The organism is Acidisoma sp. S159, assembly GCF_009766125.1.
In the GTDB taxonomy this organism is placed as follows: domain Bacteria; phylum Pseudomonadota; class Alphaproteobacteria; order Acetobacterales; family Acetobacteraceae; genus Acidisoma.
Window position 1 is genome coordinate 75,366 of sequence record NZ_LMUG01000032.1, and the last position, 25,675, is coordinate 101,040.

Sequence of the window (25,675 nt, forward strand, 5' to 3'; positions counted from 1 at the left end):
CCGGTAGATTTGCTTCAAACCTCTCGCGGCAGTGAGCGGCTCCCGCGCCGGCCGAAACAGAGGATCGACGTGATGGAGGACGGCAGAGCATGACGGCAGCCAGCGATTCTGCCGATCAGCCGCGGCGACGCTCCCCGATCCGGGTGATTTTCAGGCTCATTGCCAGCCTGGCCGTGCTCAGCGTGATGGGCAAAGCCGCAGCGCGAGCCGATGAACTACCGCCCATGGCGTCCGTCCTCGTCGATGCGCGGAGCGGGCAAACGCTCTTCCAGCAACAGGCGGACGCGCCGCGCTATCCGGCCAGCCTGACCAAGCTGATGACACTCTACATGCTGTTCGAGGCGATTCGGGATCACCGCATCAGCTTCGACGAGATGATGCCGGTCTCCGCCCATGCCGCCTCGGTTCAGCCGGTGAAGCTTGGCATGAGGCCAGGCTCGCGACTTTCGGTGGAAGAGGCGATCCTCGGCATGGTCACACTCTCTGCCAATGACGCGGCGACGGCTGCGGGAGAGTTCCTTGCGGGCGGCGATGAGACACGGTTCGGCGCTCTCATGACACTGAAGGCCCATTCACTCGGCATGAACAGCAGCGTGTTTCGCAACGCTTCCGGCCTGCCAGACCCAGCACAGATCTCGACGGCCCGGGACATGTCTGTATTGGCCCGGCGTCTGATCCAGGATTTCCCGGACGACTACCATTACTTCTCGGCGCCGAGCTTTCTATTTCGCGGCCGGGTCGTCTTCAACCATGACAACCTCCTGAAATATTATCCGGGCGCGGACGGCCTGAAGACCGGCTTCACCAATGCCGCCGGCCATAACCTTGTGACAAGCGCCCAGCGGAGCGGTGTGCGGCTGATTGGGGTCGTCATGGCGGCGCCCTCCAACGGCTTTCGCGATCACCAGATGACCGGCATGCTGGATGACGGCTTCGCCACGGAGCTCGGTCCATCGGCTGGCCTATCCGCCATGGCCGCCAATGCCGCGGTCCGCCGCGCCCAGCGGGTAGCGGGCAGCGGTCCTATCGTGCCGGTGACCGCCATGCTGCCGCATGGCCGGCGCCAGATCGGCAGCCAGACCGGGAGTGGCCAGCGCATCGTTTCCGGAGCATGGAGTCTGGATCTCGGTAGCTATCCAAGCCAGGGCTTGGCGCAGTCGGCGCTGCGTATCGGGGTCCGCGCGGCGGGCGGCGGCACGGCTCACCTGGTTTCCGCCAAGATCGGGCGGCATCACAAGTGGCATGCCTGGATCGCCTCGGTCAGCCCAGTCCGTGCCCGCGCCGCCTGCAACGCAATGAACCATTATGGCCGCACCTGCGTCGCCGTGCGGCCAGCAGGCAACGAAGTGGCGGAGCGTTAACCGTCGCGCGGCTTGCCGGCTCTTGACGTCCGGATCCAGCGGCGGCGCCCCAATTCACTTCTCGGCTTCCGGGGGACCCGGCAGCCGGCGAGGCAATCATTGCGCGACGCGGGCGGCCGGTTCGAGGCCAAGGGCCGCCGCGACTCGGCCAAGACGCCGGATCACGCTCTCGCCCGCGAAAACACCCGCATTCTCGTTGAGGTCGAGGATCAGTCTTCCCTCCTCGATACCCAGCGAAGTGCCGGCGAGAAGGTCGGGTGTGCCGCCCGAAAGCGTATAGGCGAGGCGCAAAGCGACACCGAGCACCTCAGCGCGTTGCACGGAGGCCATATCCAGCAGCAGCCTGGCGCTGCCGAGGAAGGCGGCATCGGGCTCCGCCTCGTAGCGCATGGCGATGACCAGGGCGAGGAAGGCGCGGGCATGGTGGCTGACGCCGGTTTCCGGCTGGCGCAAAACCCGGAGGAACGCCTGCTCGGCGCGGTATTCCGGATGGTCGTGGCTCGCGACGTCCGAGAACCAGCAGGCGGCTTCCCGCAGTCTCCGCTGGTCGGGCGTCTCGCGAAGGGCTAGCCGGGCTGTCCACTCGAACAAAGCGGGCGGCAGGTTCACGTCCCGACCGAAACGGGTCGCCATATCGCGCGCGGCGGCCAGCAGGGGATCCTCGGCGCGCACGTTGATGGGCATGCGCTCCATGAGCCAACCCTCGCGCAGACCATTGGCGCTGAATACGACGCGGGCCGCGGCCGTGACCCGTAGCAGGCGGCGCAGCACGACGGCGGCGAAGGGCAGATCGTCGATACGCCGCCGGGCGATGCCGGGCAGCCGTTCCAGCGCGCGGCGGCTGGCGCCGGCCACCACTCCCGCCAGATCCCGCGCCTCCTCGCGTGCGATGGAATACTGGTGGATCATGTTGAGCGGGTAGCCCGTCTGCGACATGTGGATGCGCGCGAGCGCCCGGAAGGCGCCGCCGACGAGATAGAGCGTCTCGCCCGCGCCATCGCCGAGCCACGGCACCTTCGCCGTGTCTTCCTCGACGATGATGCGCGCCCGCAGCAGGTCGCCTTCGGAGCGGTCGGCGAGGCGGATGACGCCGAGACGCATGGTTTCGCTCTGTACCACTGTGCCGCGTACTAGTCGCACCGCCTCCAGCGAACCGCCGCCGATATCGAGCAGGATGCCTTGGGCGTCCGGAATGCCGCAAACCACGCCCTGGGCGGAGAGCCGTGCCTCCTCTTTGCCGGGCAGGACGCGGATGGGCACGCCCGGCATGCGGGCCTGGAGACCAGCAACAAAAGCGGGGCCATTTTCTGCGTCCCGAACCGCGGCGGTCGCCAATACCTCGAAGGGGTCGGCATGCATGGCGCGGGCGATCGCGTGGTAGCGGCTCATCACGGTCAGCGCCTGGGAGACGCCTTCCTCGTTCAGCAGCCCGGTCTGTTGCAGACCACGGCCGAGGCGCAGCACCGCCTTCTCGTTGAAGATCGCGACCGGATTGCGGGATTCACCCTCATAGACGACGAGGCGGACCGAGTTGGAGCCGAGATCGACGACAGCGAAGCGTGGCGGGGTCAGCGGTCAGTCCCTTAATGCGTGAAGCGGGCGACGCCCCGCCGTGGCCGCCATCGCGGGGCCATGCAGCGCGGAGCCGCGGCCCGAGAGGGATGGATTGGTCATGAAGTAGTTATGAGCGGAAATCGGCTTGCGTCCACCCTGAACACGCCTCCAGGCCCCGTCGCCGCCGAGTTCCCAGGACTGCACATTGTCCTTTAGGTCCACAACCATGATCTGATCGAGCACCTGGGCATGCACTGTCGCGTTACGGATCGGCACCAGCGTTTCCACCCGCATGTCGAGATTGCGGGACATCCAGTCGGCGCTGCTGATGAAGACCTTGGCCTGGCGGCTGGGCAGGGCATGGGCATTGGCGAAGACGCAGATCCGCGCGTGCTCCAGGAAGCGCCCGACGATCGATTTTACCCGGATATTCTCGGACAGGCCCGGCACGCCCGGACGCAGGCAGCAGATGCCGCGCACGACGCATTTGACGCTGACGCCGGCGCGCGACGCCTCATACAGCAGGTCGATCATCCGGTCATCGACGAGCGAATTGACCTTGAGCCAGATGCCGGATGGCTTGCCCGCCTTGGCATTGGCGATCTCCGCCCGGATGAGCGACTCGAGCGTCAGCCGCGTGGTCAGCGGGCTGAAGGCGATGGCGTCCATATTCTCGGGCCGCGCATAGCCGGTCATGTAGTTGAACAACCGGGCGGCATCGCGGGTGAGGTCGGGGTCGGAGGTGAAGAAGCTGAGGTCGGTGTAGATGCGCGCGGTGATCGGATGATAGTTGCCGGTACCGAAATGCGCGTAGGAGCGTACCGCACCGCCCTCTCGCCGCACGACCAGCGAAATCTTGGCGTGGGTCTTGAGTTCGGCGAAGCCGAAGACGACCTGGACGCCCGCCGCCTCCAGCGAGCGCGAGAGGCGGATATTGGCCTCCTCATCGAAGCGGGCGCGCAGCTCGACCAGGGCGGTCACCGACTTGCCGGCCTCCGCCGCCTCGATCAGCGCCTTGACGATGGGGCTGTCCTTGCTGGTGCGGTAAAGCGTCTGCTTCACCGCGATCACGTTCGGGTCGCCTGCCGCCTGGCGCAGGAACTGCACTACCACGTCGAAGCTCTCGAAGGGGTGGTGGACGATGATGTCCTTGGCGCGAATGGCGGCGAAGCAGTCGCCGCCGAAGTCACGCACCCGCTCGGGGAAGCGCGGCGTATAGGGCGGGAAGAGCAGGTCCGGCCTGTCATCGACGATGAGCTGCTTGAGATCGACGGCGCCGAGAATGCCGGCCTCGGTGAAAACCTCGTCAGGCGGAACCTCGAACTCCTCGGTCACCAGCTCGCGGAGGTCGTCCGGCATTGAAGCTTGGAGGGTGAGGTTGATGGCGACACCGCGCCGGCGGCGCTTGAGCGCCGTCTCGTAGGAGAGAACGAGGTCCTCGGCTTCCTCCTCGAACTCGACATCAGTGTCGCGGATGACTCGGAAGAGCCCCTCGCCCGCATTGGAATAGCCCGGGAAGAGCCGTTGGAGGCACAAGTTGACGAGCGCTTCGAGCATGATGAAGCGGATCGGGCTGCCCGCTTCCGAGGGCAGGCGCACGAAGCGCTCGATCTGCGCGGGAAGCGGGATCAGCGCCCGCATCGTCGTGCGGTCTTCATTCGAGACGAGCAGCAGGGCCATCACCAGACCCATATTCGGCACGAAGGGGAACGGATGGGCGGGGTCGATGGCGAGCGGCGTCAGAACCGGAAAAACGCGCTCCATAAAATAGGCACTCAGCCATTCGCGATCGGCGGCCGTCAGATCATCCGCATCGCAGACCACGAGCCCGGCATGGGCCAGCTCGTCGCGCACCTTGCGCCAGGCGTGCTGCTGGTCCGCGAGGAGACGGCGGGCGCGGGCGTTGATGTCGAGCAACTGCTGGGCCGGCGTCAGCCCGTCGGGCGACTGCACGTTGACCCCGGCCTTGGCCTGGCCGACCAGCCCGGCAACGCGGACCGAGTAGAATTCATCGAGATTCGAGGCGCTGATCGAGATGAAGCGCAGGCGTTCGAGCAGCGGGTGGTGGCGGTTCTCGGCCTCCTCGACCACGCGGTGGTTGAAATCCAGCCAGGACAGCTCCCGGTTTATGAAGCGACTCGGCGAGTCGGGCGCGATCGCGGGGATTTCGGTTTCGGCGGCGGGGGGAAGCCGGGCGACTGAGCTCATGTCTTACCCTACAGGAGACTCGCCGGATTTGTGGAGAGTAGCGGCGGAGAGTTATCGAAATCATCATTTTCCGCACAGATTTCAGCGAGTACGGCAGCGGCGCCGGCTCGAGTGACCCGACGGCCCTCGGCAAGGGTTTGTCGATCCAGCCGGGCAACCGCCTCGCGCAAGGCGGCGGGATGGCGCGGCAGGCGGGTCAGCATCCAGACTTGGAGGCTTTCGGGCAGCAGCAATTGGCGATCCGATAGGAGCCGCGCCAGGAGCGCTTGCAGGAGATCATCCTCGGCGGGTTTCAGGAGTACCGCGGAGATGGCACGCAGGCGGCTCGCGAGATCGGGCAGGCGCACGGGCCAATGTGCGGGTGCCAAGCGGCCCGCGAGGAGCACCGGGCGAGCATCCTCAGCGGCGAGGTTGAGGAGATGAAGCAGGATGGCCTCGTCAGGGGCGGCATCCGCATCGTCGATGACGAGCGGGCCGGTCTCGCCCGGTTTGGGTAGGATCCTCAGAGCTGGGCCGCTGAGCTGGACAGCGTTTTGGCGAGCTGCCCAGAGATGGAGCAGGTGACTCTTGCCGGATCCCTCGTCGCCATAGATCGCGAGGCGGCCGCCCGGCCAACTCGTGCGGCGGTCGAGCCATGCGCGTGCCTCGGCATTGGAGGGCGCGGCGATGAAGTCCTCGGCGCGAAAGCGCGGGGCATGCGCGAAGGGTAAGGCGAGCTGGCGCATCAGCGCGGCGTCAGTGCCGGAAGCGATCGAGCGGCGGCGGATCGAGGTAGAGCGGGCTCGCCAGGTAGCGGCGGAGCCAGAAGCGCGTCAGGACGCCAAGTGCCGCCGTGACCGGCACCGCGAGCAGCACGCCGAGGAAGCCGAAGGCCGCGCCGCCGGCCATCAGGGCGAAGATCACCAGCACATCGTGCAGCTCCACCCGGTTGCCGAGGAGGCGCGGGTAGATCACGTAGCCCTCCAGGATCTGCCCGAGGATGAAGACCCCTGCAACCAGGAAGACGCCGTTCCAGCTGGGAAACTGGGCAAGCGCCAGACCAATCGAGGTCACCGCGCCCGTGATGGTCCCGACATAGGGAATGAAGGACAGCAATCCCGCCGTCATGCCCACGATGAGGCCGAGATCGAGCCCGACCGCCGTGAGGCCGATGGCATAGAAGATCGCCAGCATGAGGCAGCAGAGCAGCTGTCCGCGCAGCCAGGCGGAGAGGATGCGATCGACTTCTAGCGCCTGGAGCCGGATGACGCCGGCATAGCGACGCGGCAGCAGCGCATCGATCCTCGCCACCAGCCTCGGCCAGTCCCGCAGCAGATAGAAGGCGACGATCGGCGTGACGACGAGCAGGGCGATGGCATTGACGATGGCGAAGCCGCCGCCGATGACCCGCGTCAGCGCGCCGACGGCATAAGGGATCATCGCGCCCGCATGCGAACTCACGATCTCGCGCAGCTTGCTGTCCACGAAATCGCGGCCGAGATGTTCCTGCAGATGGGACAGCGTGCCGTTGGCCCAGGCCTGGACCTCGACCACATAGGTCGGCACCCGCTGCAACAACAGACCGAGCTGCGACAGGATGATGGGATAGAGCAGCAGCACGAAGGTGAGGGTCAGGGCGATGAGGGCAAGCACCAGCAGTAGCGCCGCCACCCAGCGCGGCACGCCGAGGCGATTGAGGCGGACCGCCACCGGATCCAGGAAATAAGCGATGCCCGCCGCGGCCACGAAGGGCAGCAGCACGCTCGAGAAGAGGTAGAAGACGAGGCAGGTGAGCAGCAGAATGCAGATGACGAGGGCGATGCGCTGGCCTCGCGTCGCCCGCCGCCCGAGGATGACCGGCATCTCGACTGGTGCCTGCGGCGGTAGCGGCGGCGGTTCGATGCGCTCAGCCATTCGCCACCCTCACCGCCGGGCAGTCCATTGCCAGACATAGGCGGCGCCGGAAGCGCAGGTACTGAGTGCGACGCAGACAACCAGCGCGTCCACGAGAGCGCGGATCGCAAGATGCCAGCCGCTGATCAACAGCACTAAGGCAACCAGTGTGATCTGCAGCACCGTGTTGAACTTCGAGATGCGGAGCGGCTTGATCGCCACCCGGACGCCGATAAAGGACAGACACAGGATGCCGCCGACGATCACCAGGTCGCGGAACACCACGAGGATGGCGAGCCACGGCGGCAGTTCACCGACCGCCGCAAGCGTCACATACATCGAGACGAGCAGAGCCTTATCCGCCACCGGATCGAGTATCGCGCCGATGACGGAGGCGGACCCTCGCCGGGCCAGCCAGCCGTCAATGGCATCCGAGACGCCAGCCGCGAGAAAGAGCCAGAAGGCAAGCGACAGATCCTGCCGCAGCACGAGCCAGACGGCTAACGGAACGGCGCCGATGCGGGCGAGCGTTATGAGATTTGGAGCTGTCAGCAGAGCAGTGGAATGTGGCCCGGAAATGCGAGCGCCGTCAGGCATCGAAGGCGCCCAGACCCTTGCCCGATCTCGCTGGGACGGCGGTTGCGCCGGCGAGACGGCTGTGATTGTGTCCGCGCCTCGTCACAGGACTGTGCCTTGCACCCTCTGAAGCCCGCCACGAAACGCGGCGGAACAGCGGCCAAGGCCTAGCGCATCGAGGGCCCGGATGACCAGAGGCACGAGCCCAGCATGACCACAGGGGCGAGCGCCGGGCGCGCCGGCGGAAATGGTGCGACCTATCGCGAGGCGGGCGTCGATATCGCAGCCGGGGATGCGCTGGTCGAGGCCATCAAACCCCTCGCCCGCGCCACTTCGCGCAGCGGCGTCATGGGCGGGCTGGGCGGCTTCGGCGCCTTGTTCGACCTTAAGGGGGCAGGCTTCACCGATCCGGTTCTGGTCTCGGCCACCGATGGCGTCGGCACCAAGCTCAAGATCGCGATCGACCATGGGCTGCATGAGACCGTGGGCATCGACCTGGTGGCGATGTGCGTCAACGACCTCATCGTGCAGGGCGCCGAGCCGCTGTTCTTCCTCGACTATTTCGCGACCGGATCGCTGGATGTCGCGGCGGCGACAAAGGTCATCGCCGGCATCGCCGAGGGTTGCCGCCTCTCCGGCTGCGCGCTGGTGGGTGGCGAGACCGCGGAGATGCCGGGACTGTATCAGGGTGGCGACTATGACCTCGCCGGTTTCGCGGTGGGGGCGGCGGAACGCGGCGCGCTGCTGCCACGCGACGTGGCGGTGGGTGACGTGGTGCTGGGTCTGGGCAGTTCGGGCGTGCATTCAAACGGCTTTTCGCTGGTGCGGCGCGTGGCCGAGCGGGCCGGTGCCGATCTCGATGGCCCCTGCCCTTTCACCGAGGGTCAGACCCTGGCGCAGGCACTGATGACGCCAACGCGGCTTTATGTGTTGCCGCTGCTCAAGCTGCATCGTGCCAGGCTGCTCAAGGCGGCGGCGCATATCACCGGCGGCGGATTGCCGGGCAATCTCAACCGCGCTCTGCCGGAAGGCACTGTCGCAAGGTTGGACGCGGCCCTTTGGGATGTACCGCCAGTGTTCCGCTGGCTCGCTCGGGCCGGTGGCGTCGCGCATGAGGAGATGCTGCGGGTGTTCAACTGCGGCATCGGCATGACGCTGGTAGTCGCGGCGGCGGATGTGGATGCGGCACGGTCGATGCTCGAAGCAGAGGGCGAAAGCGTCTTCACCATCGGCAAGGTCGACGCGGGCGCGGGTCCGGGTCCGGCCACGGTCGAGGTGCGGACGCCGGCCGACTGGCTGGGATGAGCGTTTCTCGCCGCCGGGTCGGCATCCTGATCAGCGGCCGAGGCTCCAACATGATGGCGCTGGTCGCGGCGGCGGCGGCACCCGATTTCCCCGCCGAGATCGCGCTCGTGCTGTCGAACAACCCGGAGGCCGAGGGTCTTGCCAGCGCCGCCGCGCGGGGCGTGGCGACTGAGGCGATCGACCATCGGACGTTCGGGCGGGACCGCGCGTCGCATGAGGCGGCTATGGATGCCGCGCTGGTCGCTCATGGGGTCGAGTTGATCTGTCTCGCGGGTTACATGCGGCTGCTCACCCCGTGGCTCGTCGCACGATGGGCGGGGCGGATGATCAACATCCATCCGAGCCTGTTGCCGGCGTTCACCGGGCTGCACACCCATGCCCGCGCGATCGAGGCGGGGGTCACTCTCCACGGCTGCACGGTGCATCTGGTGACCGAGGCGCTGGATGCCGGGCCGATACTGGCACAGGCGGCGGTGCCGGTTATTCCGGGCGATACGGAGACGGCCCTTGCCGCCCGAGTGCTGCGGCAGGAACACGCGCTCTACCCGCAGGCTTTGCGTGACCTGATCGACCCGGCGGGTAAACGGGCGGCAGCGCCCGAGGCGGCACTCATCAACCCCTTGCCGAGGCGCGGCGCCGGGCCCTAAATGCCGGCTGGATCGCGGATAATGAGATGCCCATGGCCCAAGCAGTGACCACAGCCGATACTCACGGCCACGACGCGCATGCCGCGGCCGATGTCGATGCCACGCCGCAGGCCATGCTCGACGAGCGCCGTCACCTCTGGCACGATTTCGGCAAGTTTTTGCTCGGCAATATCATCGCCATTGCCGTGGTGCTGATCGGAATGGCGATCTTTCTGGTCTGAGGCTTTTCGCGGCGGCGGAACGGCTTTGGTCCCCCGCACGTCATGCTCGGCAAAGGCCGAGCATGACGGATCTTGAATCAGCTCAGGCGACGATGTCGATCTCGGCGAAGAAGAAGCTGATTTCCGTCGCAGCGTTCTCGGCGCTGTCGGAACCATGGACCGAATTCGCCTCGATGCTCTCGGCGAACTGGGCGCGGATGGTGCCGGCCTCGGCCTTCTTCGGGTCGGTGGCGCCCATCAATTCGCGGTTCTTCACGACCGCGTTCTCGCCCGACAGGACCTGGGCTAGTACCGGGCCGGAAATCATGAAGCTTACGAGATCGTTGAAGAAGCCTCGCTCGCGATGCACGCCGTAGAAGGCCTCGGCCTGGGCGCGCGTGAGTTGCAGACGCTTCTGGGCGAGGATCGAAAGGCCCGCGCCCTCGAAAATCGCGTTGATCTTGCCGGTCAGGTTGCGGCGCGTGGCGTCGGGCTTGATGATGGACAGGGTGCGTTCGGTGGCCATGGCTCTGAGGTTCTTTCGTTACGTGTGACTGCGACCGGCAGTTGGCGGCGCCTTTAGAGGGTACAGACAGGCGCCGCAATCCCGCCCGGCCAAGGCCGCCGTTCCTTAGCTCCGCGAAGCGCTTTAAAGAGCGCGCCCATGAGCCTTCTCGTCATCCGCGACCTCTCCATCTCCATCAAGGGCCGCGCCTTGCTGGAGAACGCCGCCCTCACCGTCGATCCCGGCCGCCGCATCGGGCTGATCGGGCGCAATGGCGCGGGCAAATCGACGCTGATGCGCGCGATCACCGGCGATCTGACGCCCGATGGCGGCGAGATCCGGCTCGCCACACGGGCCAAGATGGGCGCGGTGGCGCAGGAAGCGCCGAGCGGGGATATCACCCCCGTTGCCGTGGTGCTGGCGGCCGATAAGGAGCGCACCGCGCTTTTGGCGGAAGCCGAGAATCCGCGCACCGACCCGCTGCGCCTCGCCGAAGTCCATGACCGGCTGCGGACGATCGGCGCCGAGAGCGCACCGGCACGGGCCGGGGCGATCCTCGCCGGGCTGGGGTTCTCGCGCGAGCGGCAGGAAGGACCGGTCAGCGCGCTGTCCGGCGGCTGGCGGATGCGCGTGGCACTAGCCTCCGCGCTTTTCGGAGACCCCGATTTGCTGCTGCTGGACGAGCCGACCAACCATCTCGACCTCGAAGCCTCGCTGTGGCTGGAGGGATGGCTCGCGAAGTTTCCCGGCGCCGCCCTGATCGTCAGCCACGACCGCGGCTTGCTCGACCGTTCCGTGGAAGCCATCGCGCATCTCGATCGCGGCAAGATCCTGCTGAGCACCGGCGGCTTCAGCGAATTCCTGCGGCTGCGGACGGAGCGCACGGCGCAGCAGCGCCGGATGGCGGAGAAGGTCGGCGCCGAGCGGGAGCGCATCCAGGCTTTCGTCGATCGCTTCCGCGCGAAGGCAACCAAAGCGCGCCAGGCGCAGAGCCGGCTCAAGGCGCTGGAACGGCTGCCGCCCGTCGAGATGGTGATCGAGGACGCGCCGACGCGCTTCGCCTTCCCGGAGCCGACACGGCTGGCGCCACCGATCCTGACGCTGGACCGCGTGTCGGTCGGCTATGGCGGCAAGCCGGTGTTGCGTAACGTTTCACTCAATCTCGACATGGACGATCGGGTGGCGCTGCTGGGTTCCAACGGCAACGGCAAATCGACACTCGCCAAGCTGGTCGGCGGCTCGCTGCCGCCGCTGTCCGGAGAGATGCGCCGGGCGCCGGGGCTGCGGGTCGGCTATTTCGCCCAGGATCAGGCCGAAGCGCTGGTTCCGGGGGAGAGCGCCATCGACCATATGGCGCGCGCCCTGCCCCGTGCCTTGCCGCCGCAGTTGCGCGCCCAGCTTGCGCGGTTCGGGCTGGACGCGGCGCGGGCCGAAACGAAGGTTTCCGAATTGTCGGGCGGCGAGAAGGGACGGCTGTTGCTGTCCCTGGCGACGCGGGATGCGCCGCATTTGCTGATCCTGGATGAGCCGACCAACCATCTCGACATCGATGCGCGGGAAGCGCTGATCCGGGCGCTGGCCGATTACATGGGCGCGGTGCTGCTCATCACCCATGACCCGCATCTGGTCTCGCTGGTCGCCGACCGGCTGTGGCTGGTGGCGGACGGCACAGTCACGACCTTCGACGGCGATATGGATGACTACCGCCAGCGCATATCGGGCAGCACCGGACCGAGCGGCAGTGCGAAGCCCGAGCCGTCACGTCAGGACGACCGTCGCGAGAGGGCGGAGGCCAGGATCGCGCTCGCACCGTTGCGGCGGGCGGCTCAGGATGCCGAGAAGCGCATCGCCAAGCTCACCGCTGAGAGGGCGGCGGTTGAGGCGAAGCTTGGGGATGGCGAGTTCTATAGCAAATCAACGGGCGCGGTGGTGGCAGAGGTGCAGACCCGGCTCGCGGCATTGAACCGCGACATCGAGGCGGCCGAGGAGACATGGCTGGAAGCGACGGGGGCGCTGGAGGCGGCTCAGTAGCTTCTCGGACGGATTAGGCTCGGCCGCCTCCATCCGGTTCGCCGGAAGCCGCGACGCGGGGCGTGATGCGCGTGGAGCGCAGACTCGTGCCGCTTCTAGCGATCGGCGATCCGCCCTACATTCGTTTCATGTCCTTTCGCTCGCTCTATGCCCATGGCTTCGCCCGGGTCGCCGCCTGCACCATTGTCAGCAGCGCTGCCAATCCGGCCGCCAATGCCCGCGCGATTCTGGCCGAGGCACAGTCGGTTCATGCCGAGGGCGCGGTGCTTGCGGTTTTTCCGGAACTCTGCGTCTCAGGCTATGCGATCGATGACCTGCTCATGCAGGACGTGGTGCTGGATGCGGTGCATCTCGCGCTGGCCGAGATCGCCGAGGGTAGCCGGGATCTTCTGCCCATCCTGCTGGTGGGCGCGCCGCTGCGTTTTGGTGAGCGGCTGTTCAACACGGCGGTCGTCATCCATCGCGGACGGATTCTGGGCGTGGTGCCCAAGATACATATCCCCAACTATCGGGAATTCTACGAAAAACGGCATTTCGCCTCCGGCGCCGGAACGGAGGGCGGCAACATCCGGTTGAACGGCGCGGAAGTGCCTTTCGGGCCGGACCTCATATTCGAGGCGGAGGATCTGCCGGGCTTCGTGCTGCATGTGGAGATTTGCGAGGACGTCTGGGTGCCATCGCCACCGAGCGGTGCCGCGGCGCTGGCCGGGGCGACGATTCTCGCCAATCTCTCAGCCAGTAACATCACGATCGGCAAAGCGGATAGCCGGACGCTGCTCTCCCAGTCGCAATCGGCGCGCTGCCAGGCGGCCTATCTCTACGCGGCGGCGGGCGTCGGCGAGTCCACCACCGATCTTGCCTGGGACGGGCAGGTTTCGATTTTCGAAAACGGCGTGACGCTGGCGGAAAGCCCGCGCTTCCCGCTCGGCCCGCAATCGGCGATCGCGGATATCGATCTCGATCTGTTGCGGCAGGAGCGGCTGCGGAACGGCAGCCTGGACGACAACCGGCGTTACCATGACGTGCAGGCGGGCGACTTCCGGCGTGTGACCCTGGCGCTGGAACCGCCCGACGGAGACCTTGGCCTGAAGCGGAAGCTCGCGCGGTTTCCTTTCGTGCCGGCCGATCCCGCACGGCTGAGCCAGGATTGCTACGAGGGCTACAACATTCAGATCAGCGGGCTGGCGCAGCGGCTGCGCGGCATCGGCGTGCGGAAGATGGTGATCGGCGTTTCGGGTGGCCTCGATTCCACCCATGCGCTCATCGTCGCGGCACGGGCGGCGGATCTGCTGGAGATTCCGCGCGCCAATATTCTCGGCTTCACCATGCCGGGCTTCGCCACCAGCGACTACACCAAGACCAATGCCATCGCGCTGATGGAAGCTTTGGGCATCACCTGGAAGGAGCTCGATATCCGGCCGGCCGCGACGCAGATGCTCGGCGACATGGGCCATCCCTTCGGGCGAGGCGAGCCGGTCTATGACGTGACTTTCGAGAATGTGCAGGCCGGGCTTCGCACCGACTATCTCTTCCGCCTCGCCAACCACAACGATGCCATCGTCATCGGGACCGGCGATCTGTCCGAACTGGCGCTGGGCTGGTGCACCTATGGTGTCGGCGACCAGATGTCGCACTACAACGTCAATGGCGGCATCCCCAAGACCCTCATCCAGCATCTGATCCGCTGGGTGATAAGCACCGGGCAGTTCGACGCGGCGGTGGGCGACACGCTGACCGCGATCCTCGCCACCGAGATTTCGCCGGAGCTGGTGCCGGCGAGTGAAGGGGAGGCGCCGCAGAGCACGGAGGCCAAGATCGGCCCCTACGCGCTGCAGGACTTCACCCTGTTCCATGTCCTGCGCTACGGCTTCCGCCCCTCCAAGATCGCCTACCTGGCGCTGATGGCCTGGGAGGATGCGGCCCGGGGCGAATGGCCACCGGGCTTCCCGGAGGAAAAGCGGCTCGCTTACGATCTGCCGCAGATCCGGCATTGGATGACGGTCTTCCTGCGGCGCTTCTTCGCCTTCAGCCAGTTCAAACGGTCCGCCATGCCGAACGGCCCGAAGGTGAGCGGCGGCGGCAGTCTTTCGCCGCGTGGCGACTGGCGCGCGCCCTCCGACGGCAATGCGGCGGCCTGGATCGAGGAGCTGGAACGCAATGTGCCTTCGGGCGAAGAGGGTTGATGCCGGAGTGACGCCCCTCTACCGATAGTGTGATGATCAAGCACATCGTTCTCATGCGTGCCCGTGCTGACATGGCGGCCACGGATTTGCAGGCCATATTCGCGGAACTCGCGGCTTTGCGGGGCCGGCTGCCGGGTCTCCGCACGGTCACTTTCGGCCGCAGTGACAGTCCGGAGAAGATCGAGCGTGGCTATACCCATGCCCTGATGGTGGACTTCGACGACTGGGCGGCGCTCAAGGTCTATGCCGAGGACGCGGCCCATAAGGCGGCGGGCGCGAAGCTGGTCGCGGCCACCCAAGGCGGCATTGATGGGCTTCTTGTGATGGACATCCCTGTCGAGGGTTAAGACTTACAACCGAGACGGGGCTAGCGTTTCGTGAGTTCCGCACGGTAAATTACCCGGATGGACCCACGACCCAGCCTTGACCAGTCGCGGCCATCGACAACGCTGCGGGTCTTTGTGCTCGAGGACGAGGCGCTCCTGGCGATGCTCCTAGAGGATGTACTGACGGATTTGGGCTGTTCCATCGTCGGTCCATTCGCGCGCTGCGACGAAGCGCTTCGTTTCCTGGAAGAACGGCCGTCCGAGGTCGATTTCGGGATTCTCGACGTCAATGTCGCCGGGCAGCGAAGTGACGGCGTCGCCGAGGCGTTCGACCGGCTGAACCTGCCCTTCGTCTTCAGCACGGGCTATGACGACACGGCTCTCGGCGCCCAATGGCGCGCTAAGCCGAACCTCCGCAAACCCTTCCGTCAGGCGGATCTGGAGCGTGTCCTCGCTGAATGTGCGACCCGCCGCTGAGGTGTGGTGGTGGCGAAGTTGGGCACGAGACGGCGCCGGGCCCTTGAGAATGCCTGGTCTGGGCCACGTCGCCATGCTCGGCGAAGGCCTAGCATCCGCATCTTGCTTGCTTCACGTAGGTAAGACGTGGATGGCACGGGGTGCCCCGCACGCCTTCGCGTGCCATGACGGAACCTCTGGACGCGGTTCTATTTGATCATCACGCTCAAAGCGCGCTGCCTCACTTGTCGTCGTCCTCGTCGTCTTCCTCTTCCTTTTTAATCCGGCGGATCAGGACCTCGCGCTTGCCGACATGGTTGGCGGCGCCGACGATGCCCTCTTTCTCCATCTGCTCGATCAGGCGGGCGGCGCGATTGTAGCCGATCTGCAGGTGCCGCTGGATGAAGCTGGTGCTGGCTTTGCCTTCGCGGCCCACGAGAGCGACGGCCTGGTCGAACAGCCCTTTCTCGCCCTCGCTGGCGCCGGCAATTCCGGATAGCGCGCTATTGCCGCCAGCCGGTTCCTCCTCGGTCGAATCCGTGACTTCCTCGAGGTAGTTCGGCTCGCCCTGTTCCCGCAGGAAGGCGACCACATCCTCAACCTCGCGGTCGGTCACGAAGGGGCCGTGGACGCGGGTGATGCGGCCACCGCCCACCATGTAGAGCATGTCGCCCTGGCCCAGCAGCTGCTCGGACCCCTGCTCGCCGAGGATGGTGCGGCTGTCGAATTTGCTGATGACCTGGAAGCTGATGCGGGTCGGGAAGTTCGCCTTGATGGTGCCGGTGATGACATCCACAGATGGCCGCTGCGTCGCCATGATGACGTGGATGCCGGCCGCCCGCGCCATCTGCGCGAGACGCTGCACCGCCATCTCGATCTCCTTGCCGGCGACCATCATGAGGTCGGCCATCTCGTCGATGATCACCACCAGGAAGGGCAGCGACTCGAGCGCCAGCGGCTGCTCCTCGAAGATCGGCCGCCCGGTCTCGGCGTCGAAACCGGTCTGCACGCGGCGGGTGACGACCTCGCCCCGGGCCCGCGCCTCGGCGACGCGGTCGTTGTAGCCACCGATATTGCGGACGGCGAGCTGACTCATGGCGCGGTAGCGGCGCTCCATCTCGCGCACGGTCCATTTGAGCGCGGTCACCGCCTTGGCGGGCTCCGTTACGACGGGCGCCATGAGATGCGGAATGCCGTCATAGACGGAGAGTTCGAGCATCTTCGGATCAATGAGAATCAGGCGGCATTCCTCGGGCGACATGCGGTACAGGAGGGAGAGGATCATCGCATTGATGCCGACCGACTTGCCCGAACCGGTGGTGCCGGCGACCAGCAGATGCGGCATGCGCGCGAGATCGACCATCACCGGCGCGCCGCTGATGTCCTTGCCGAGGGCGATCGGCAGCTTGGAGCTGTTATTCGTCCAATCCGGGGTCGCCAGAAGCTCGCGCAGGAACACGGTTTCGCGCTCGGCATTCGGCACCTCGATGCCGATCACATTGCGGCCGGGGACAGTCGCGATGCGAACGGCCGTCACGGACAGGCTGCGGGCGACGTCATCGGCCAGACCGATGACCCGGGCGGAGCGGATGCCGGGCGCCGGCTCAAGCTCGTAGAGCGTGACGACCGGGCCTGGCCGGATCTCGACGATGCTGCCTTGGACGCCGTAGTCCGAGAGAACCGTTTCGAGCAGGCGGGCATTGGCCTGCAGCGCCTCGGGGCTCACGCCCACTCCCCGGCGAAGGGGCGGTTCTTTGAGAAGCGACAGCGTCGGGAAGCGCCAGCCGAGCGGCAGCGAAGGCTGGATTTCGGGCGACAGATTTTCGCGCTTCTTCGGTGGCTGGACCCGGACGGCGGGGGCTGGAGCGCGGGGCGCGGCAGGCTGCGGCGCGAATGGCGTGGCTTGGCGCGCCATCGGCGGCAAGGCGTCCGGCGCATCCTCCGGTTCCATTGGTGGCAGCAGCGTCGCTGGGTGCGGGGCTCGCGCCTGCTCGCGATCGGCGGCTTGGCCCCAATCCGGCAGCAGGCGCCACAGCACGCCGAGGCCACGGCCAGCGCCGCTCATGCCGCGCGCGACCTGGCCACTGGACCGCATCGAGAAATTCGCCGCGCCAAGCGCCCCGCGGCCCGCATGGCGGCCGGCAGTGCGCCACTCACCCAGGCTGAGACCGAAGCCGAAGGCCGCCAGGCCGAGCCCCAGCAGCAACTCGATGACCCAGACGATCGCCGCTCCAAGCGCGCCGAGCGCATCGGCGCCGAGCCCGACGAGGCCATGTCCGACGCCGAATCCCACAGCGCCACCGAGGCCGCTGGACAGCCAGCCGCCAGTGATGACGCCGCTCACCGGCAGGGTGGCGAGGACACCGGCGACCAATGGCATGGAGACGGCAAGCGCAAGAATGCGCAGAAGTACGAATGAGAGCCGCTTGCTTTCCGCGATACGCCAGCCCCAGAGGAGCATTACGCCGGCAGGCAAGACCGCGACGATGCCGAAGCCCTGCCACAGGAGATCGGCGAGGATCGCGCCGCCCGGACCCGCGAGGTTGCGGACCACCGCACCCGCCGTGTCGAAGGACGCATCCGACGGGTGGTAGGAGCCCAGGGCGACCGCCAGTGCGACACCGGCGAGGCCGAGAACCAAGCCGCCCAGCGCGGCCAGCCGCCTGCGCCCCATTGCCAGAAGTGTTGGTGAGATAAGCCTGCGAGCCTCAACCAGAGCGGCCATCGAATCCCATTTCGCGTCAGTGCCGGCTTCCCGGCGGGTCTGAAGAAGCGGTCTCAAGGGCTTGATAGCATAAAGCTCGGAGTCGATCAGCCTTCCCGTCCGGGCATTTGAGCGATTGGCGTCGTTTGCAATCCGCGACCGCTACGCCGCCCGGCACATGACCGTCGCGGTGTCCAGATCGAAGCTGCCGTCCTCCGCGATCGCGAAATGGTCCCGGATGGCGGCGGGTGCCGCGGCCTGAAGCGAGCGGATCACCTTGGCATTTGCTTCAGAGGTGCGGGTGCGGGCGATCCAGACCGGGAAGTCCATGCGCAGCTTGCGGGCTGTGATGCCCTCGACCGCGAAGCCGGACCGGTAGAGGGCCGCCAGCCACTCGCCGACCGAATAATTCCGGATATGCGAGGCATCCCGCAGGATCTCAAAGGCCTGCAGATGCGTGTCGAGGATCCGGTCCGTGGGCGCGGTCACATCGACAAAGACGGCGCGGCAGGCAGGCTTGAGAACGCGGCGCGCCTCGCGCAAGCCGGCTTCCATGTTCCGCCAATGGTGGGTTGTGAAGCGGCAGAGAACGACATCGAAGCTCGCATCCTCGAAGGGCAAATCCTCGGCGGCGGCCTGACGGACGGCAATATTGGAGAGACCGCGCTCCGCCGCCGTCTGGGCAACCACATCCAGCATACTCTTGGTAATGTCGCAGGCGACGACCTCCGCGACATGGGGGGCCGCGCGGTAGCTGACATGGCCTCCGCCACAGCCGAGGTCGAGAACCCGCGCTTCGCCCTGCCCGTGCAGCTCCGCCTCCATCTGCGCCAGGTCATCGCCGGTGCTGTGATTGATGCTGGTGACGTAGTCCTGGGCACGGGGCGCGTATTGCGCGGCCGTGAAGGCGTTCATCGCGATGCTCATGGTCGGGTTCCCCTATCTGACGCGTCACCATGTCACTCGATTGGAACCAGTATAAGCCGGGTAGATATACTGGTATCACCGCTTCCCTGATGATTATGACCGCTGCGCAACGCGAGCTGCTGGCTGCCTTCGTCCGCGCCCGGCGTGAGGCGCTCGACCCCGCCGCTGCCGGGCTGCCGATGGAGGCTCATGCCCGCCGGCGCACACCGGGATTGCGACGGGAGGAGGTCGCGCAGCTCTGCGGGATCAGCGTCACCTGGTACACCTGGATCGAGCAGGGCCGCGATATCTCGCTCTCCTCCGAGGCCCTCGCGCGGCTGGCAAGCGCTCTGCATTTGAGCGCGGCGGAGCGGGCTTACCTGTTTGAGCTGACCCGGAAGAAGGACCCCTCTCCGGCCACGATATTGCCGTCGGCCGTACCGGATGCTCTGAGCGCTGTCCTCTCGACGACAACGGCACCGGCGTATCTGCTTGACCGGCTTTGGCATGCGCGCGCCTGGAACGCAGCGGCGGGCCGGCTGTTTTCGCCGTGGCTCGGCAGCGGTGAGACTTCTCTGCTGCGCTATGTTTTTCTGGACACGTCAGCGCGCGATTTCATTCGCGAGTGGGAAAATCGCGCAAGGCGGCTTCTGGCGGAATTCCGGGCGGATATCGCGCGCAATCCGGGTGATACCGAAACACAGGATATGGTCGCGCGATTGCTACAAGACAGCCCGGACTTCGCGCGCTTCTGGAACAGCCACACGGTGCTGGCTCGCGAAGGCGGCACGCGCATGTTCAGCCACCCCGAGGACGGCATCGTGCAATACGAGCAGGTCACTCTCATCCCCGCGGCGCAGGCGGACCACAAGCTGGTGATCCTCCTGCCAGCACAGACGTGAACCCGAAAGCCTTGGACCAAGCCAGGTGCCGCTTGAGGAGAGCGAGCTTCTGGCGGCATGTTCGGACAGTCCCCGCCGCGTGGGGGGCTACCATCGCTGGAGGTGCTGTGACCGCGCCCACCCCTCTTACCTCCGCCGTCATTCTGGCGGCCGGTCTCTCGTCTCGGATGGAAGGCCGGCACAAGCTTTTGCTCGACCTCGGCGGCCAGCCGATGCTGCGTCATGTCGTGACGGCGGTTCTTGGCGTGGCACTTGCTGAACTCGTGGTCGTGACCGGGTATCGCGCGCCCGAGGTGACGGCCGCGCTAGACGCCCTGCCCGTCCGCTTCGTGCATAACGCCGAGTACGCGCAAGGACAGCCGGGGTCGGTCGTCGCCGGGGTGCGTGCGCTGACGGTGGCTTGCGAGGTGTTGATGGTGGTTCTTGGCGACCAGCCTTTTCTCACAACGAGGAGTCTTCGCGCTCTGCTCGACGCATATCGGACGGTGGACGAAGGCAAGTCGATCCTGGTGCCCATGCGCAGCGGACAACGGGGCAATCCGGTGCTGTTCGCCGCGCGCCATATTCCGGAGATCGCGGCGGGTGCGTTGAATGTCGGTTGCCGCCAGCTGGTCGATAGCCACCCCGAACTGGTCGCCCGGATCGAGATGGATGATGATGCCTTCGTGCAGGATTGCGACACGCCAGCTGACTACGCGGCCATGCGGGCGCGCTACCAATCCGTGGCACGATGACCATGAGCGACACACAGGATATCTACAACGCGACAATCCTGGAACGAGCGCGGTCTCCCCGGCATAAACGCCGGCTGGAGGTGTTTGATGCCGAGGCGCGCGAGACCAATCCGCTATGCGGCGATCGGGTTGTGGTGCGCCTGCGCTGCGATCCCGAGAAGCGGATTGCCGCGATCGGCTATGAGGCGCGGGCTTGCGCCATCTGCATCGCGGCCGCCGACATCATGGCCGAGCTGGTCGAGGGTATCGCGGCGGAGGATGCCTGCGTGATGGCCGAAACCTTCGAACAGGGTTTACGCTCCGGCACCGAGATTTCGGCGGATTTGGGGATGGAGCCACTGCGCGTATTTGCGCCCTTGCACGAAACGCCCTCTCGCATCGGTTGCGCGACATTGGCGTGGCGATCCTTGACGCGGGCGATCGGCATGGTGAACCGGACTGATCAAGTGGTATCGGACTCCCGGTCATGAGCGGCGGTGTCGAGGATATCTTCGCCCAGGTCGGTGCGTGGCGGGACCAGGGCGAGCGGGTGGCCCTGGCGACGGTCATTGCCACGTGGGGTAGTTCACCTCGGCCCGTCGGAAGCCAGATGGCTGTCACGCAGAGTGGCCGCATCGTCGGTTCAGTCAGCGGCGGCTGTGTCGAAAGCGCGGTCGCGGAGGCGAGCCTTCTGACGCTTGCCACCGGGCAGCCGCAGGTTCTCGACTATGGCGTAACTAATGAGCGCGCCTGGGAGATCGGTCTCGCCTGCGGCGGCCGCTTGCGCGTTTTCGTGGAAGAGGTGGGATGACGCCGGAAATCACGGCGGCGCTTTTTCAGGCCCGAGCCGAACGGCGTCCCTTGGTTCTGGCGACCCGCCTCCCCGATGGGCTGCAACGGATCCTTCCAGATTCCATCGAAGATGATCTACAGGATGCGGCGCGCCAGGCACTTGAGCGCGACCGGAACGGGATTGTCGAGCTTGCCGGCGAAAGCTGGTTTCTGCATGTGCATAACCTCCCCGTGCGAATCTTCGTGGTGGGCGCGGTGCATATCGCCCAGGCATTGGTGCGGCTGACGGCGCCTTTCGACATGGCGACCATCGTGATCGATCCGCGACCCGCTTTGGCGACCGTTGAACGATTTCCCGATGCCGCACTGATGTCCGACTGGCCGGACGAAGCGCTGGATCTCGCGAAACTCGATGCCCGCAGCGCGATCGTTGTCTTGACGCATGATCCAAAGCTTGACGATCCCGCGCTCGACCGCGCGCTGAGGTCGGACGCGTTCTACATCGGCGCGCTGGGATCTCGCAGATCTCATGCCGCGCGGCTCGAAAGGCTGGCGGCACTGGGGCATGAGCAGAGCAGTCTCTCGCGCATCAAAGGTCCGGTGGGGTTGCCGATCGGCGCGGTTACCGCGCCCGAGATCGCGCTCTCGATCCTTGCGGAGCTGGTCGCGGTGCGGCGCGGTGCCGCGTTGGGTGCGGGGCGCTGATCCAGGTTCGAGCGCGCGGCGGCGGCTACCAGAGCGCGCCGCCGGTGATCTGGATGTTTTCCATTGTGATTCCCTTGGCCTCTTCGCGGCACAGGAAAGCCGCCAGGGCCGCGACCTCGTCGGGTTGAATGATGCGCTTCTGCGGGTTCTGCTCGGCGACCTCAGCCATGGCCTGAGCAAGAGTCCGCGTGTCGCCTTCGCGTGCGACGACTTGTTCGAGGTTGCGGCGCATGAGTTCGGTTTCGACCCAGGTCGGGCTGATCATGACGCAGGTCACGCCATGCGGCGCGCCTTCCAGGGCAACGCAGCGGGTGAGGCCGAGCAGGCCCGATTTCGAGGCGCAATAGGCCGGGTTGTCCTTCCAGCCGACGGTCGCCGCAGTGGAGCCGATATTGATGATCCGCCCCCAGCGCCGGGAGATCATGCCGGGCAGCAGCGTGCGGATCATGCGGAAGGCGCCGTTGAGATTGGTGTCGATGATCTTGGTCCAGAGCTCGTCGGAATGGCCCGAGACCGGCTGCTCCGCGGTCGTGCCCGCAGCGTTCACAAGGATATCGGCGGGGCCGCCGACAGCCTCAGCGTCGTGCAGGAAGCGGTCGATGGCGGTGGTGTCGCGCACGTCGAGATGTCCGACATAGGTGGGGACGCCGAAGTCACGCAGCGCCGCGCGCACCGTGACGATTTCGGCGGGGTCGGGATAGGCGGCCGCATCGCCCGATCGCCCCGCTTGCTCGCCGATATAGGAGCCGACCGCGACAGCCGCGCCTTCCGCCGCCAAAGCCTTGGCGATGGCCAGGCCCTGGCCCGTTAGGCCGCCGGTGATGACGGCGGCGCGGTTGGCGAGGGATTTCATGGAATGTGCCTGTCCAATTGAGCGTAAGGGCGTATTGCTGGCCCAAGCCCCAGACATCCGTCATGGCACGCGAAGGCGTGCCATCCACGCCTTGCCTTCGTCGAGCAAGGAAGGCGTGGATGCTCGGCCTTCGCCGAGCATGACGTGGGGGAATGAGCAAGGTTCAAACCCAAAACATCCTTTTCTAGCCTTCCAAAGGTTGCTTCAGCCAATCGCGGTAGAAGCCTTCGAGGTCGGGTTGGAAGTCGTGCAGGATCGGGTAGCCGGGAGCGCAGGCTTCGACCTCGTGCAGGATGCCGCAGCTTGGGCAGATGAATTCGCGGATCTCCATCCAACGCGGGTCGGGCAAATCGCTGTTGGGGTAGATCTCGCGCAGGGTCTCCTCGGTCTTGCGGACAAAGATATGGGCGGTGAGTTTCCAGTTCCGTCGATAATCGCCATGCTCGTGGCCGCATTCGCATTTGGTGACGCGGCCGCGCGGGGTTTCGGCGATGAAGAGGTGATCGCCGATGGGCAAAAGGATCCGGTCGTCCCAGGACACGCGGTCCTGCAGCACGGAGAGAACCTTGAAGAAGCGGTCTTCGTCCTTGTAGGCGCTCATGATGCGCTTGGTCTGGTGCCAGGGCAGCGTTCCGGCGACGAGTTCGCCGATGATCTCGCGGCTATAGCTGCTCATGGCTTTTCCCCGAAGGTGAAGCTGGGTTCCAGACCCCAGAAGTCGCGAAATTCGCTCGAGAAGCGCGGGGAGAGGCGCATCGCGCTCGCATACATGCGGCGTACCTCGAAGGCGAATTTCTGGTCGCGGATGCGCGTGCTTTCCTGCGCCATCCATTCCGCCACAGGTACCGCACGTCTTATGCGTTCGCGGCGAAGCTCCTCACGGGCCGCTGCGGTCGCGGCAAGGTCGGCTTCCATTTCGTCGGTGTCGAGGTTCTCCCGCACCACGATGCCGAAGACATTGCGCGCGGACTCGGCGGTGAGGAAGCCGTTCTCGACATCCCAGGCGGTCTTGACCGGATCGCGTTCCAACACATCACCGTAGCCGCCGCCGCCATTATAGGAATGGGTGAAGATATCGCCGCTTTTGTGCGGCGCGCTGATATAGGGACCTTCGTCCGTGAGGTGATCGCCGGTCACCAGCTTCTCCAGATCCGAGCGGTGCGGATCGGTTCCAGTGGTATGCGGGATCGGCAAACGGGCGGCCGTCAGCTCGTTGATATTCGTGTTTCGGACGACACGGTGCATCTGGCAGGTCGGCGCTGGATAGCCGCCGCACATTCCCGCATTGTCGAAGACGCGCGAGGAATGTTCGGAGGTCACGAGCCGCAGGTGGGGCGTTTTGTTGATGAGCCAGGTGGACATGAACGAGCAGCCACCACGGTATTTGCCGGAGCCGCCGGAATTCGGCACGATCGAGCGGCCAATGTAGAGCATCGGCATATTCTGTTCCCAGATCTCGATATTCCCCATATCGGATTCCGGATTCCAGCCGACATAGGCGGTGTCGAGACCGTCCTTGATGGCGAGCGCGCCGGAACCGGCCGCCGCGCATTCGAAATGGGCCATGCCGAATTGGGTGCCGTATTGGCTTTCACCGCCCATCTCAATCATCGGGCTATTCACCTGGCCGACGAAAATCTCCTCGACAAAACCACGCCCGAGAAAGCCGCGCGACAGCAGCCGCTGGAACACGCCGTAGGCCGGCAGCAGCAAGGCCCAGGAAGTCGCGGTGGCGCATTTCTCGTTGTCGGGATTGGTCCAGGTGCCGTACGGCAGTTTCAGCTCGGTGCCCATCCATGCGCCGTCATTGACGAGACCCTCGTAATTCATGTGCTGGGTCAGGGTCACGAACATGCCGCCATCCATGCCAGCGGGCGTGCAGTTCATGGAATGATAGCCCCAGGGCTGCGTTCCCTCGAAATCGAGCTTGATCGTGCCGTCGAGCGTGATCTCCATCTCGATCGGAATATTATAGAGCCAATTGGGATCGCCGAGCGGCTGGAAACCGGGTTTTCCCTCCGTCACATGGCCGTAGAAGGTATGGCCGCGATAGATGCCTGGTACGGTGAGCTGGCGCGTGCGGGCGAGCTGGCCGCGCCGGCCTTCCTCGATGAACTCCTTACTGACGCGCATCCAGTAATCCAGGCCGATCTCGCCGATGAGCCCCTTCACCGCCTCGCGCATATCGATGCAGGAGGCGACCTTCGCCTTTTCGTCGAGCACCCAGTAGATCGGCATGCGCAAATTACGCTCGCAGCGGATCACATAGTCGCGGCGGATCGCATCATTCGTGCCGATCTTCTCGGCACAGACGAAAAGCCCTTCTGTATAGCGTTCCTGTGCGAGGCAGACATCGCCGCCCGGCGTGATGCCACCACTTTCCAGCTCGTGGCAGACGGCGCCGGCCCAGCCGACCAATGTGCCCTCGTAGTAGATGGGCACGACATCCATCACATCCGGCACCTGCACGGTGCCGATGAAGGCATCGTTATTGGCGAAGATGTCGCCAGGGTTGATACCGGGATCGGCTTCGTAGCCTTGCTTGATCATCCACTTGATGAAGCGGCTCATGGTATGGACATGCACCATGATGCCGTTGGAAAGCGCGATCGCATCGCCCTCGGGCGTGTAGATGGCAACCACCATTTCACCCACTTCGCGCACGCCGGGGGAGGCGGAAATCCGTCGCGCCATTTCGCGCGCGGATACGCACAGCGCGCGGAGCTTCGTGTGCAGTGTTTCGAATTTGAGCGGATTGTCCTGGCGCAGCCTGAGGTCGGTGATACCGTCGTAGCAGCCGGTCTCCGCCATCATCCGCTCGGAGTCGAGCAGACGGTCGCGCAACGGCATGGCGATGTGGGTGCTGTCGAGCATGC

Annotated in this window: 24 protein-coding genes; 13 read left to right on the plus strand and 11 right to left on the minus strand. The window is 65.8% G+C overall.

The window, feature by feature from the left end; all coding sequences use genetic code 11:
- Window positions 1–89 precede the first annotated feature (89 nt).
- Window positions 90–1,361: a D-alanyl-D-alanine carboxypeptidase family protein gene (locus GSQ92_RS08210; protein WP_254065927.1), complete on the plus strand. Its 1,272-nt coding sequence runs from the start codon at window positions 90–92 to the stop codon at window positions 1,359–1,361.
- Window positions 1,362–1,457: 96 nt separating this feature from the next.
- Here GSQ92_RS08210 and GSQ92_RS08215 read toward each other — a convergent pair whose 3' ends face one another.
- Genes GSQ92_RS08215 through GSQ92_RS08235 form a run of 5 tightly spaced genes read right to left on the minus strand, consistent with a single transcriptional unit; the run spans window position 1,458 to window position 7,592 of the window.
- Window positions 1,458–2,933 carry a Ppx/GppA family phosphatase gene (locus tag GSQ92_RS08215; RefSeq protein WP_158806088.1) on the minus strand — a complete coding sequence of 492 codons (1,476 nt, stop codon included), beginning with the start codon at window positions 2,931–2,933 and terminating at the stop codon, window positions 1,458–1,460.
- Window positions 2,934–2,936: 3 nt separating this feature from the next.
- The gene (locus GSQ92_RS08220; protein WP_158805889.1) at window positions 2,937–5,123 is read right to left on the minus strand and encodes an RNA degradosome polyphosphate kinase; all 2,187 of its coding nucleotides are present in this window, start codon (window positions 5,121–5,123) and stop codon (window positions 2,937–2,939) included.
- 8 nt (window positions 5,124–5,131) lie between these two features.
- Window positions 5,132–5,848 (minus strand): chromosomal replication initiator DnaA, encoded by a 717-nt coding sequence (locus tag GSQ92_RS08225; RefSeq protein ID WP_158805888.1) that lies wholly within the window; start codon window positions 5,846–5,848, stop codon window positions 5,132–5,134.
- A gap of 10 nt (window positions 5,849–5,858) precedes the next feature.
- Window positions 5,859–7,016: an AI-2E family transporter gene (locus GSQ92_RS08230; RefSeq protein WP_158805887.1), complete on the minus strand. Its 1,158-nt coding sequence runs from the start codon at window positions 7,014–7,016 to the stop codon at window positions 5,859–5,861.
- 9 nt (window positions 7,017–7,025) lie between these two features.
- Window positions 7,026–7,592: a CDP-alcohol phosphatidyltransferase family protein gene (locus GSQ92_RS08235; RefSeq protein ID WP_159013349.1), complete on the minus strand. Its 567-nt coding sequence runs from the start codon at window positions 7,590–7,592 to the stop codon at window positions 7,026–7,028.
- Window positions 7,593–7,781: 189 nt separating this feature from the next.
- Here GSQ92_RS08235 and purM point away from each other — a divergent pair, with 189 nt between their 5' ends.
- The 3 genes from purM to GSQ92_RS08250 are packed head-to-tail and all read left to right on the plus strand — an operon-like array spanning window position 7,782 to window position 9,744.
- On the plus strand, window positions 7,782–8,876 hold the full coding sequence (gene purM, locus GSQ92_RS08240) for a phosphoribosylformylglycinamidine cyclo-ligase (protein WP_158805885.1): 1,095 nt from the start codon (window positions 7,782–7,784) through the stop codon (window positions 8,874–8,876).
- Entirely contained in the window at window positions 8,873–9,523 is a 651-nt protein-coding gene (purN, locus tag GSQ92_RS08245) for a phosphoribosylglycinamide formyltransferase (protein WP_159013350.1), read from the plus strand. The genes purM and purN overlap by 4 nt, the downstream gene beginning before the upstream one ends.
- Window positions 9,524–9,555: 32 nt before the next feature.
- A complete protein-coding gene (locus GSQ92_RS08250) occupies window positions 9,556–9,744 on the plus strand; it encodes a hypothetical protein (protein WP_158802796.1) in 189 nt (62 codons plus the stop codon).
- An 82-nt stretch (window positions 9,745–9,826) separates the two neighbouring features.
- On the opposite strand, the gene ndk is transcribed toward GSQ92_RS08250, so the two are convergent.
- A complete protein-coding gene (gene ndk / locus GSQ92_RS08255; RefSeq protein ID WP_159013351.1) occupies window positions 9,827–10,249 on the minus strand; it encodes a nucleoside-diphosphate kinase in 423 nt (140 codons plus the stop codon).
- A 138-nt stretch (window positions 10,250–10,387) separates the two neighbouring features.
- Here ndk and GSQ92_RS08260 point away from each other — a divergent pair, with 138 nt between their 5' ends.
- The 4 genes from GSQ92_RS08260 (at window position 10,388) to GSQ92_RS08275 (ending at window position 15,245) form a co-directional block, all read left to right on the plus strand.
- Window positions 10,388–12,259 carry an ABC-F family ATP-binding cassette domain-containing protein gene (locus tag GSQ92_RS08260; protein WP_159013352.1) on the plus strand — a complete coding sequence of 624 codons (1,872 nt, stop codon included), beginning with the start codon at window positions 10,388–10,390 and terminating at the stop codon, window positions 12,257–12,259.
- Between the two features lie 128 nt (window positions 12,260–12,387).
- A complete protein-coding gene (locus tag GSQ92_RS08265) occupies window positions 12,388–14,442 on the plus strand; it encodes an NAD(+) synthase (RefSeq protein WP_159013449.1) in 2,055 nt (684 codons plus the stop codon).
- A gap of 32 nt (window positions 14,443–14,474) precedes the next feature.
- Window positions 14,475–14,789, plus strand: coding sequence for a Dabb family protein (locus tag GSQ92_RS08270; RefSeq protein ID WP_158802799.1), 315 nt, complete (start codon window positions 14,475–14,477; stop codon window positions 14,787–14,789).
- 57 nt (window positions 14,790–14,846) lie between these two features.
- Window positions 14,847–15,245, plus strand: coding sequence for a response regulator (locus GSQ92_RS08275; protein ID WP_158802800.1), 399 nt, complete (start codon window positions 14,847–14,849; stop codon window positions 15,243–15,245).
- Window positions 15,246–15,465: 220 nt separating this feature from the next.
- On the opposite strand, the gene GSQ92_RS08280 is transcribed toward GSQ92_RS08275, so the two are convergent.
- Entirely contained in the window at window positions 15,466–17,949 is a 2,484-nt protein-coding gene (locus GSQ92_RS08280; RefSeq protein ID WP_158802801.1) for a DNA translocase FtsK 4TM domain-containing protein, read from the minus strand.
- 141 nt (window positions 17,950–18,090) lie between these two features.
- Window positions 18,091–18,855, minus strand: a complete 765-nt coding sequence (locus GSQ92_RS08285) for a class I SAM-dependent methyltransferase (RefSeq protein ID WP_158802802.1) — start codon at window positions 18,853–18,855, stop codon at window positions 18,091–18,093.
- Window positions 18,856–18,884: 29 nt separating this feature from the next.
- Here GSQ92_RS08285 and GSQ92_RS08290 point away from each other — a divergent pair, with 29 nt between their 5' ends.
- The 5 genes from GSQ92_RS08290 (at window position 18,885) to GSQ92_RS08310 (ending at window position 21,946) form a co-directional block, all read left to right on the plus strand.
- Window positions 18,885–19,736: a helix-turn-helix transcriptional regulator gene (locus GSQ92_RS08290; RefSeq protein WP_158802803.1), complete on the plus strand. Its 852-nt coding sequence runs from the start codon at window positions 18,885–18,887 to the stop codon at window positions 19,734–19,736.
- Between the two features lie 107 nt (window positions 19,737–19,843).
- A complete protein-coding gene (locus GSQ92_RS08295) occupies window positions 19,844–20,470 on the plus strand; it encodes an NTP transferase domain-containing protein (protein ID WP_216850031.1) in 627 nt (208 codons plus the stop codon).
- 2 nt (window positions 20,471–20,472) lie between these two features.
- The gene (gene sufU, locus GSQ92_RS08300; protein WP_158802804.1) at window positions 20,473–20,940 is read left to right on the plus strand and encodes a Fe-S cluster assembly sulfur transfer protein SufU; all 468 of its coding nucleotides are present in this window, start codon (window positions 20,473–20,475) and stop codon (window positions 20,938–20,940) included.
- Window positions 20,937–21,260: an XdhC family protein gene (locus GSQ92_RS08305; protein ID WP_158802805.1), complete on the plus strand. Its 324-nt coding sequence runs from the start codon at window positions 20,937–20,939 to the stop codon at window positions 21,258–21,260. The genes sufU and GSQ92_RS08305 overlap by 4 nt, the downstream gene beginning before the upstream one ends.
- Window positions 21,257–21,946: an XdhC family protein gene (locus GSQ92_RS08310; protein ID WP_158802806.1), complete on the plus strand. Its 690-nt coding sequence runs from the start codon at window positions 21,257–21,259 to the stop codon at window positions 21,944–21,946. Before GSQ92_RS08305 ends, GSQ92_RS08310 begins: the two co-directional genes overlap by 4 nt.
- Window positions 21,947–21,971: 25 nt before the next feature.
- On the opposite strand, the gene GSQ92_RS08315 is transcribed toward GSQ92_RS08310, so the two are convergent.
- From GSQ92_RS08315 to GSQ92_RS08325, 3 genes are all read right to left on the minus strand, one after another.
- The gene (locus tag GSQ92_RS08315) at window positions 21,972–22,799 is read right to left on the minus strand and encodes an SDR family NAD(P)-dependent oxidoreductase (protein ID WP_158802807.1); all 828 of its coding nucleotides are present in this window, start codon (window positions 22,797–22,799) and stop codon (window positions 21,972–21,974) included.
- Between the two features lie 184 nt (window positions 22,800–22,983).
- Window positions 22,984–23,475: an acetone carboxylase subunit gamma gene (locus GSQ92_RS08320; protein ID WP_158802808.1), complete on the minus strand. Its 492-nt coding sequence runs from the start codon at window positions 23,473–23,475 to the stop codon at window positions 22,984–22,986.
- On the minus strand, window positions 23,472–25,673 hold the full coding sequence (locus GSQ92_RS08325) for a hydantoinase B/oxoprolinase family protein (RefSeq protein ID WP_158802809.1): 2,202 nt from the start codon (window positions 25,671–25,673) through the stop codon (window positions 23,472–23,474). The genes GSQ92_RS08320 and GSQ92_RS08325 overlap by 4 nt, the downstream gene beginning before the upstream one ends.
- Window positions 25,674–25,675 lie beyond the last annotated feature (2 nt).

Coding starts and splice junctions, on each gene's coding strand:
- GSQ92_RS08250 (WP_158802796.1), top strand. CDS start 9,556: ATGGCCCAAGCAGTGACCACAGCCGATACTCACGGCCACGACGCGCAT.
- GSQ92_RS08275 (WP_158802800.1), top strand. CDS start 14,847: ATGGACCCACGACCCAGCCTTGACCAGTCGCGGCCATCGACAACGCTG.
- GSQ92_RS08310 (WP_158802806.1), top strand. CDS start 21,257: ATGACGCCGGAAATCACGGCGGCGCTTTTTCAGGCCCGAGCCGAACGG.
- GSQ92_RS08285 (WP_158802802.1), bottom strand. CDS start 18,855: ATGAGCATCGCGATGAACGCCTTCACGGCCGCGCAATACGCGCCCCGT.
- sufU (WP_158802804.1), top strand. CDS start 20,473: ATGAGCGACACACAGGATATCTACAACGCGACAATCCTGGAACGAGCG.
- GSQ92_RS08315 (WP_158802807.1), bottom strand. CDS start 22,799: ATGAAATCCCTCGCCAACCGCGCCGCCGTCATCACCGGCGGCCTAACG.
- GSQ92_RS08260 (WP_159013352.1), top strand. CDS start 10,388: ATGAGCCTTCTCGTCATCCGCGACCTCTCCATCTCCATCAAGGGCCGC.
- GSQ92_RS08265 (WP_159013449.1), top strand. CDS start 12,388: ATGTCCTTTCGCTCGCTCTATGCCCATGGCTTCGCCCGGGTCGCCGCC.
- GSQ92_RS08210 (WP_254065927.1), top strand. CDS start 90: ATGACGGCAGCCAGCGATTCTGCCGATCAGCCGCGGCGACGCTCCCCG.
- GSQ92_RS08270 (WP_158802799.1), top strand. CDS start 14,475: ATGATCAAGCACATCGTTCTCATGCGTGCCCGTGCTGACATGGCGGCC.
- GSQ92_RS08235 (WP_159013349.1), bottom strand. CDS start 7,592: ATGCCTGACGGCGCTCGCATTTCCGGGCCACATTCCACTGCTCTGCTG.
- purM (WP_158805885.1), top strand. CDS start 7,782: ATGACCACAGGGGCGAGCGCCGGGCGCGCCGGCGGAAATGGTGCGACC.
- GSQ92_RS08290 (WP_158802803.1), top strand. CDS start 18,885: ATGTCACTCGATTGGAACCAGTATAAGCCGGGTAGATATACTGGTATC.
- GSQ92_RS08325 (WP_158802809.1), bottom strand. CDS start 25,673: ATGCTCGACAGCACCCACATCGCCATGCCGTTGCGCGACCGTCTGCTC.
- GSQ92_RS08220 (WP_158805889.1), bottom strand. CDS start 5,123: ATGAGCTCAGTCGCCCGGCTTCCCCCCGCCGCCGAAACCGAAATCCCC.
- GSQ92_RS08230 (WP_158805887.1), bottom strand. CDS start 7,016: ATGGCTGAGCGCATCGAACCGCCGCCGCTACCGCCGCAGGCACCAGTC.
- GSQ92_RS08305 (WP_158802805.1), top strand. CDS start 20,937: ATGAGCGGCGGTGTCGAGGATATCTTCGCCCAGGTCGGTGCGTGGCGG.
- purN (WP_159013350.1), top strand. CDS start 8,873: ATGAGCGTTTCTCGCCGCCGGGTCGGCATCCTGATCAGCGGCCGAGGC.
- ndk (WP_159013351.1), bottom strand. CDS start 10,249: ATGGCCACCGAACGCACCCTGTCCATCATCAAGCCCGACGCCACGCGC.
- GSQ92_RS08320 (WP_158802808.1), bottom strand. CDS start 23,475: ATGAGCAGCTATAGCCGCGAGATCATCGGCGAACTCGTCGCCGGAACG.
- GSQ92_RS08280 (WP_158802801.1), bottom strand. CDS start 17,949: ATGGCCGCTCTGGTTGAGGCTCGCAGGCTTATCTCACCAACACTTCTG.
- GSQ92_RS08225 (WP_158805888.1), bottom strand. CDS start 5,848: ATGCGCCAGCTCGCCTTACCCTTCGCGCATGCCCCGCGCTTTCGCGCC.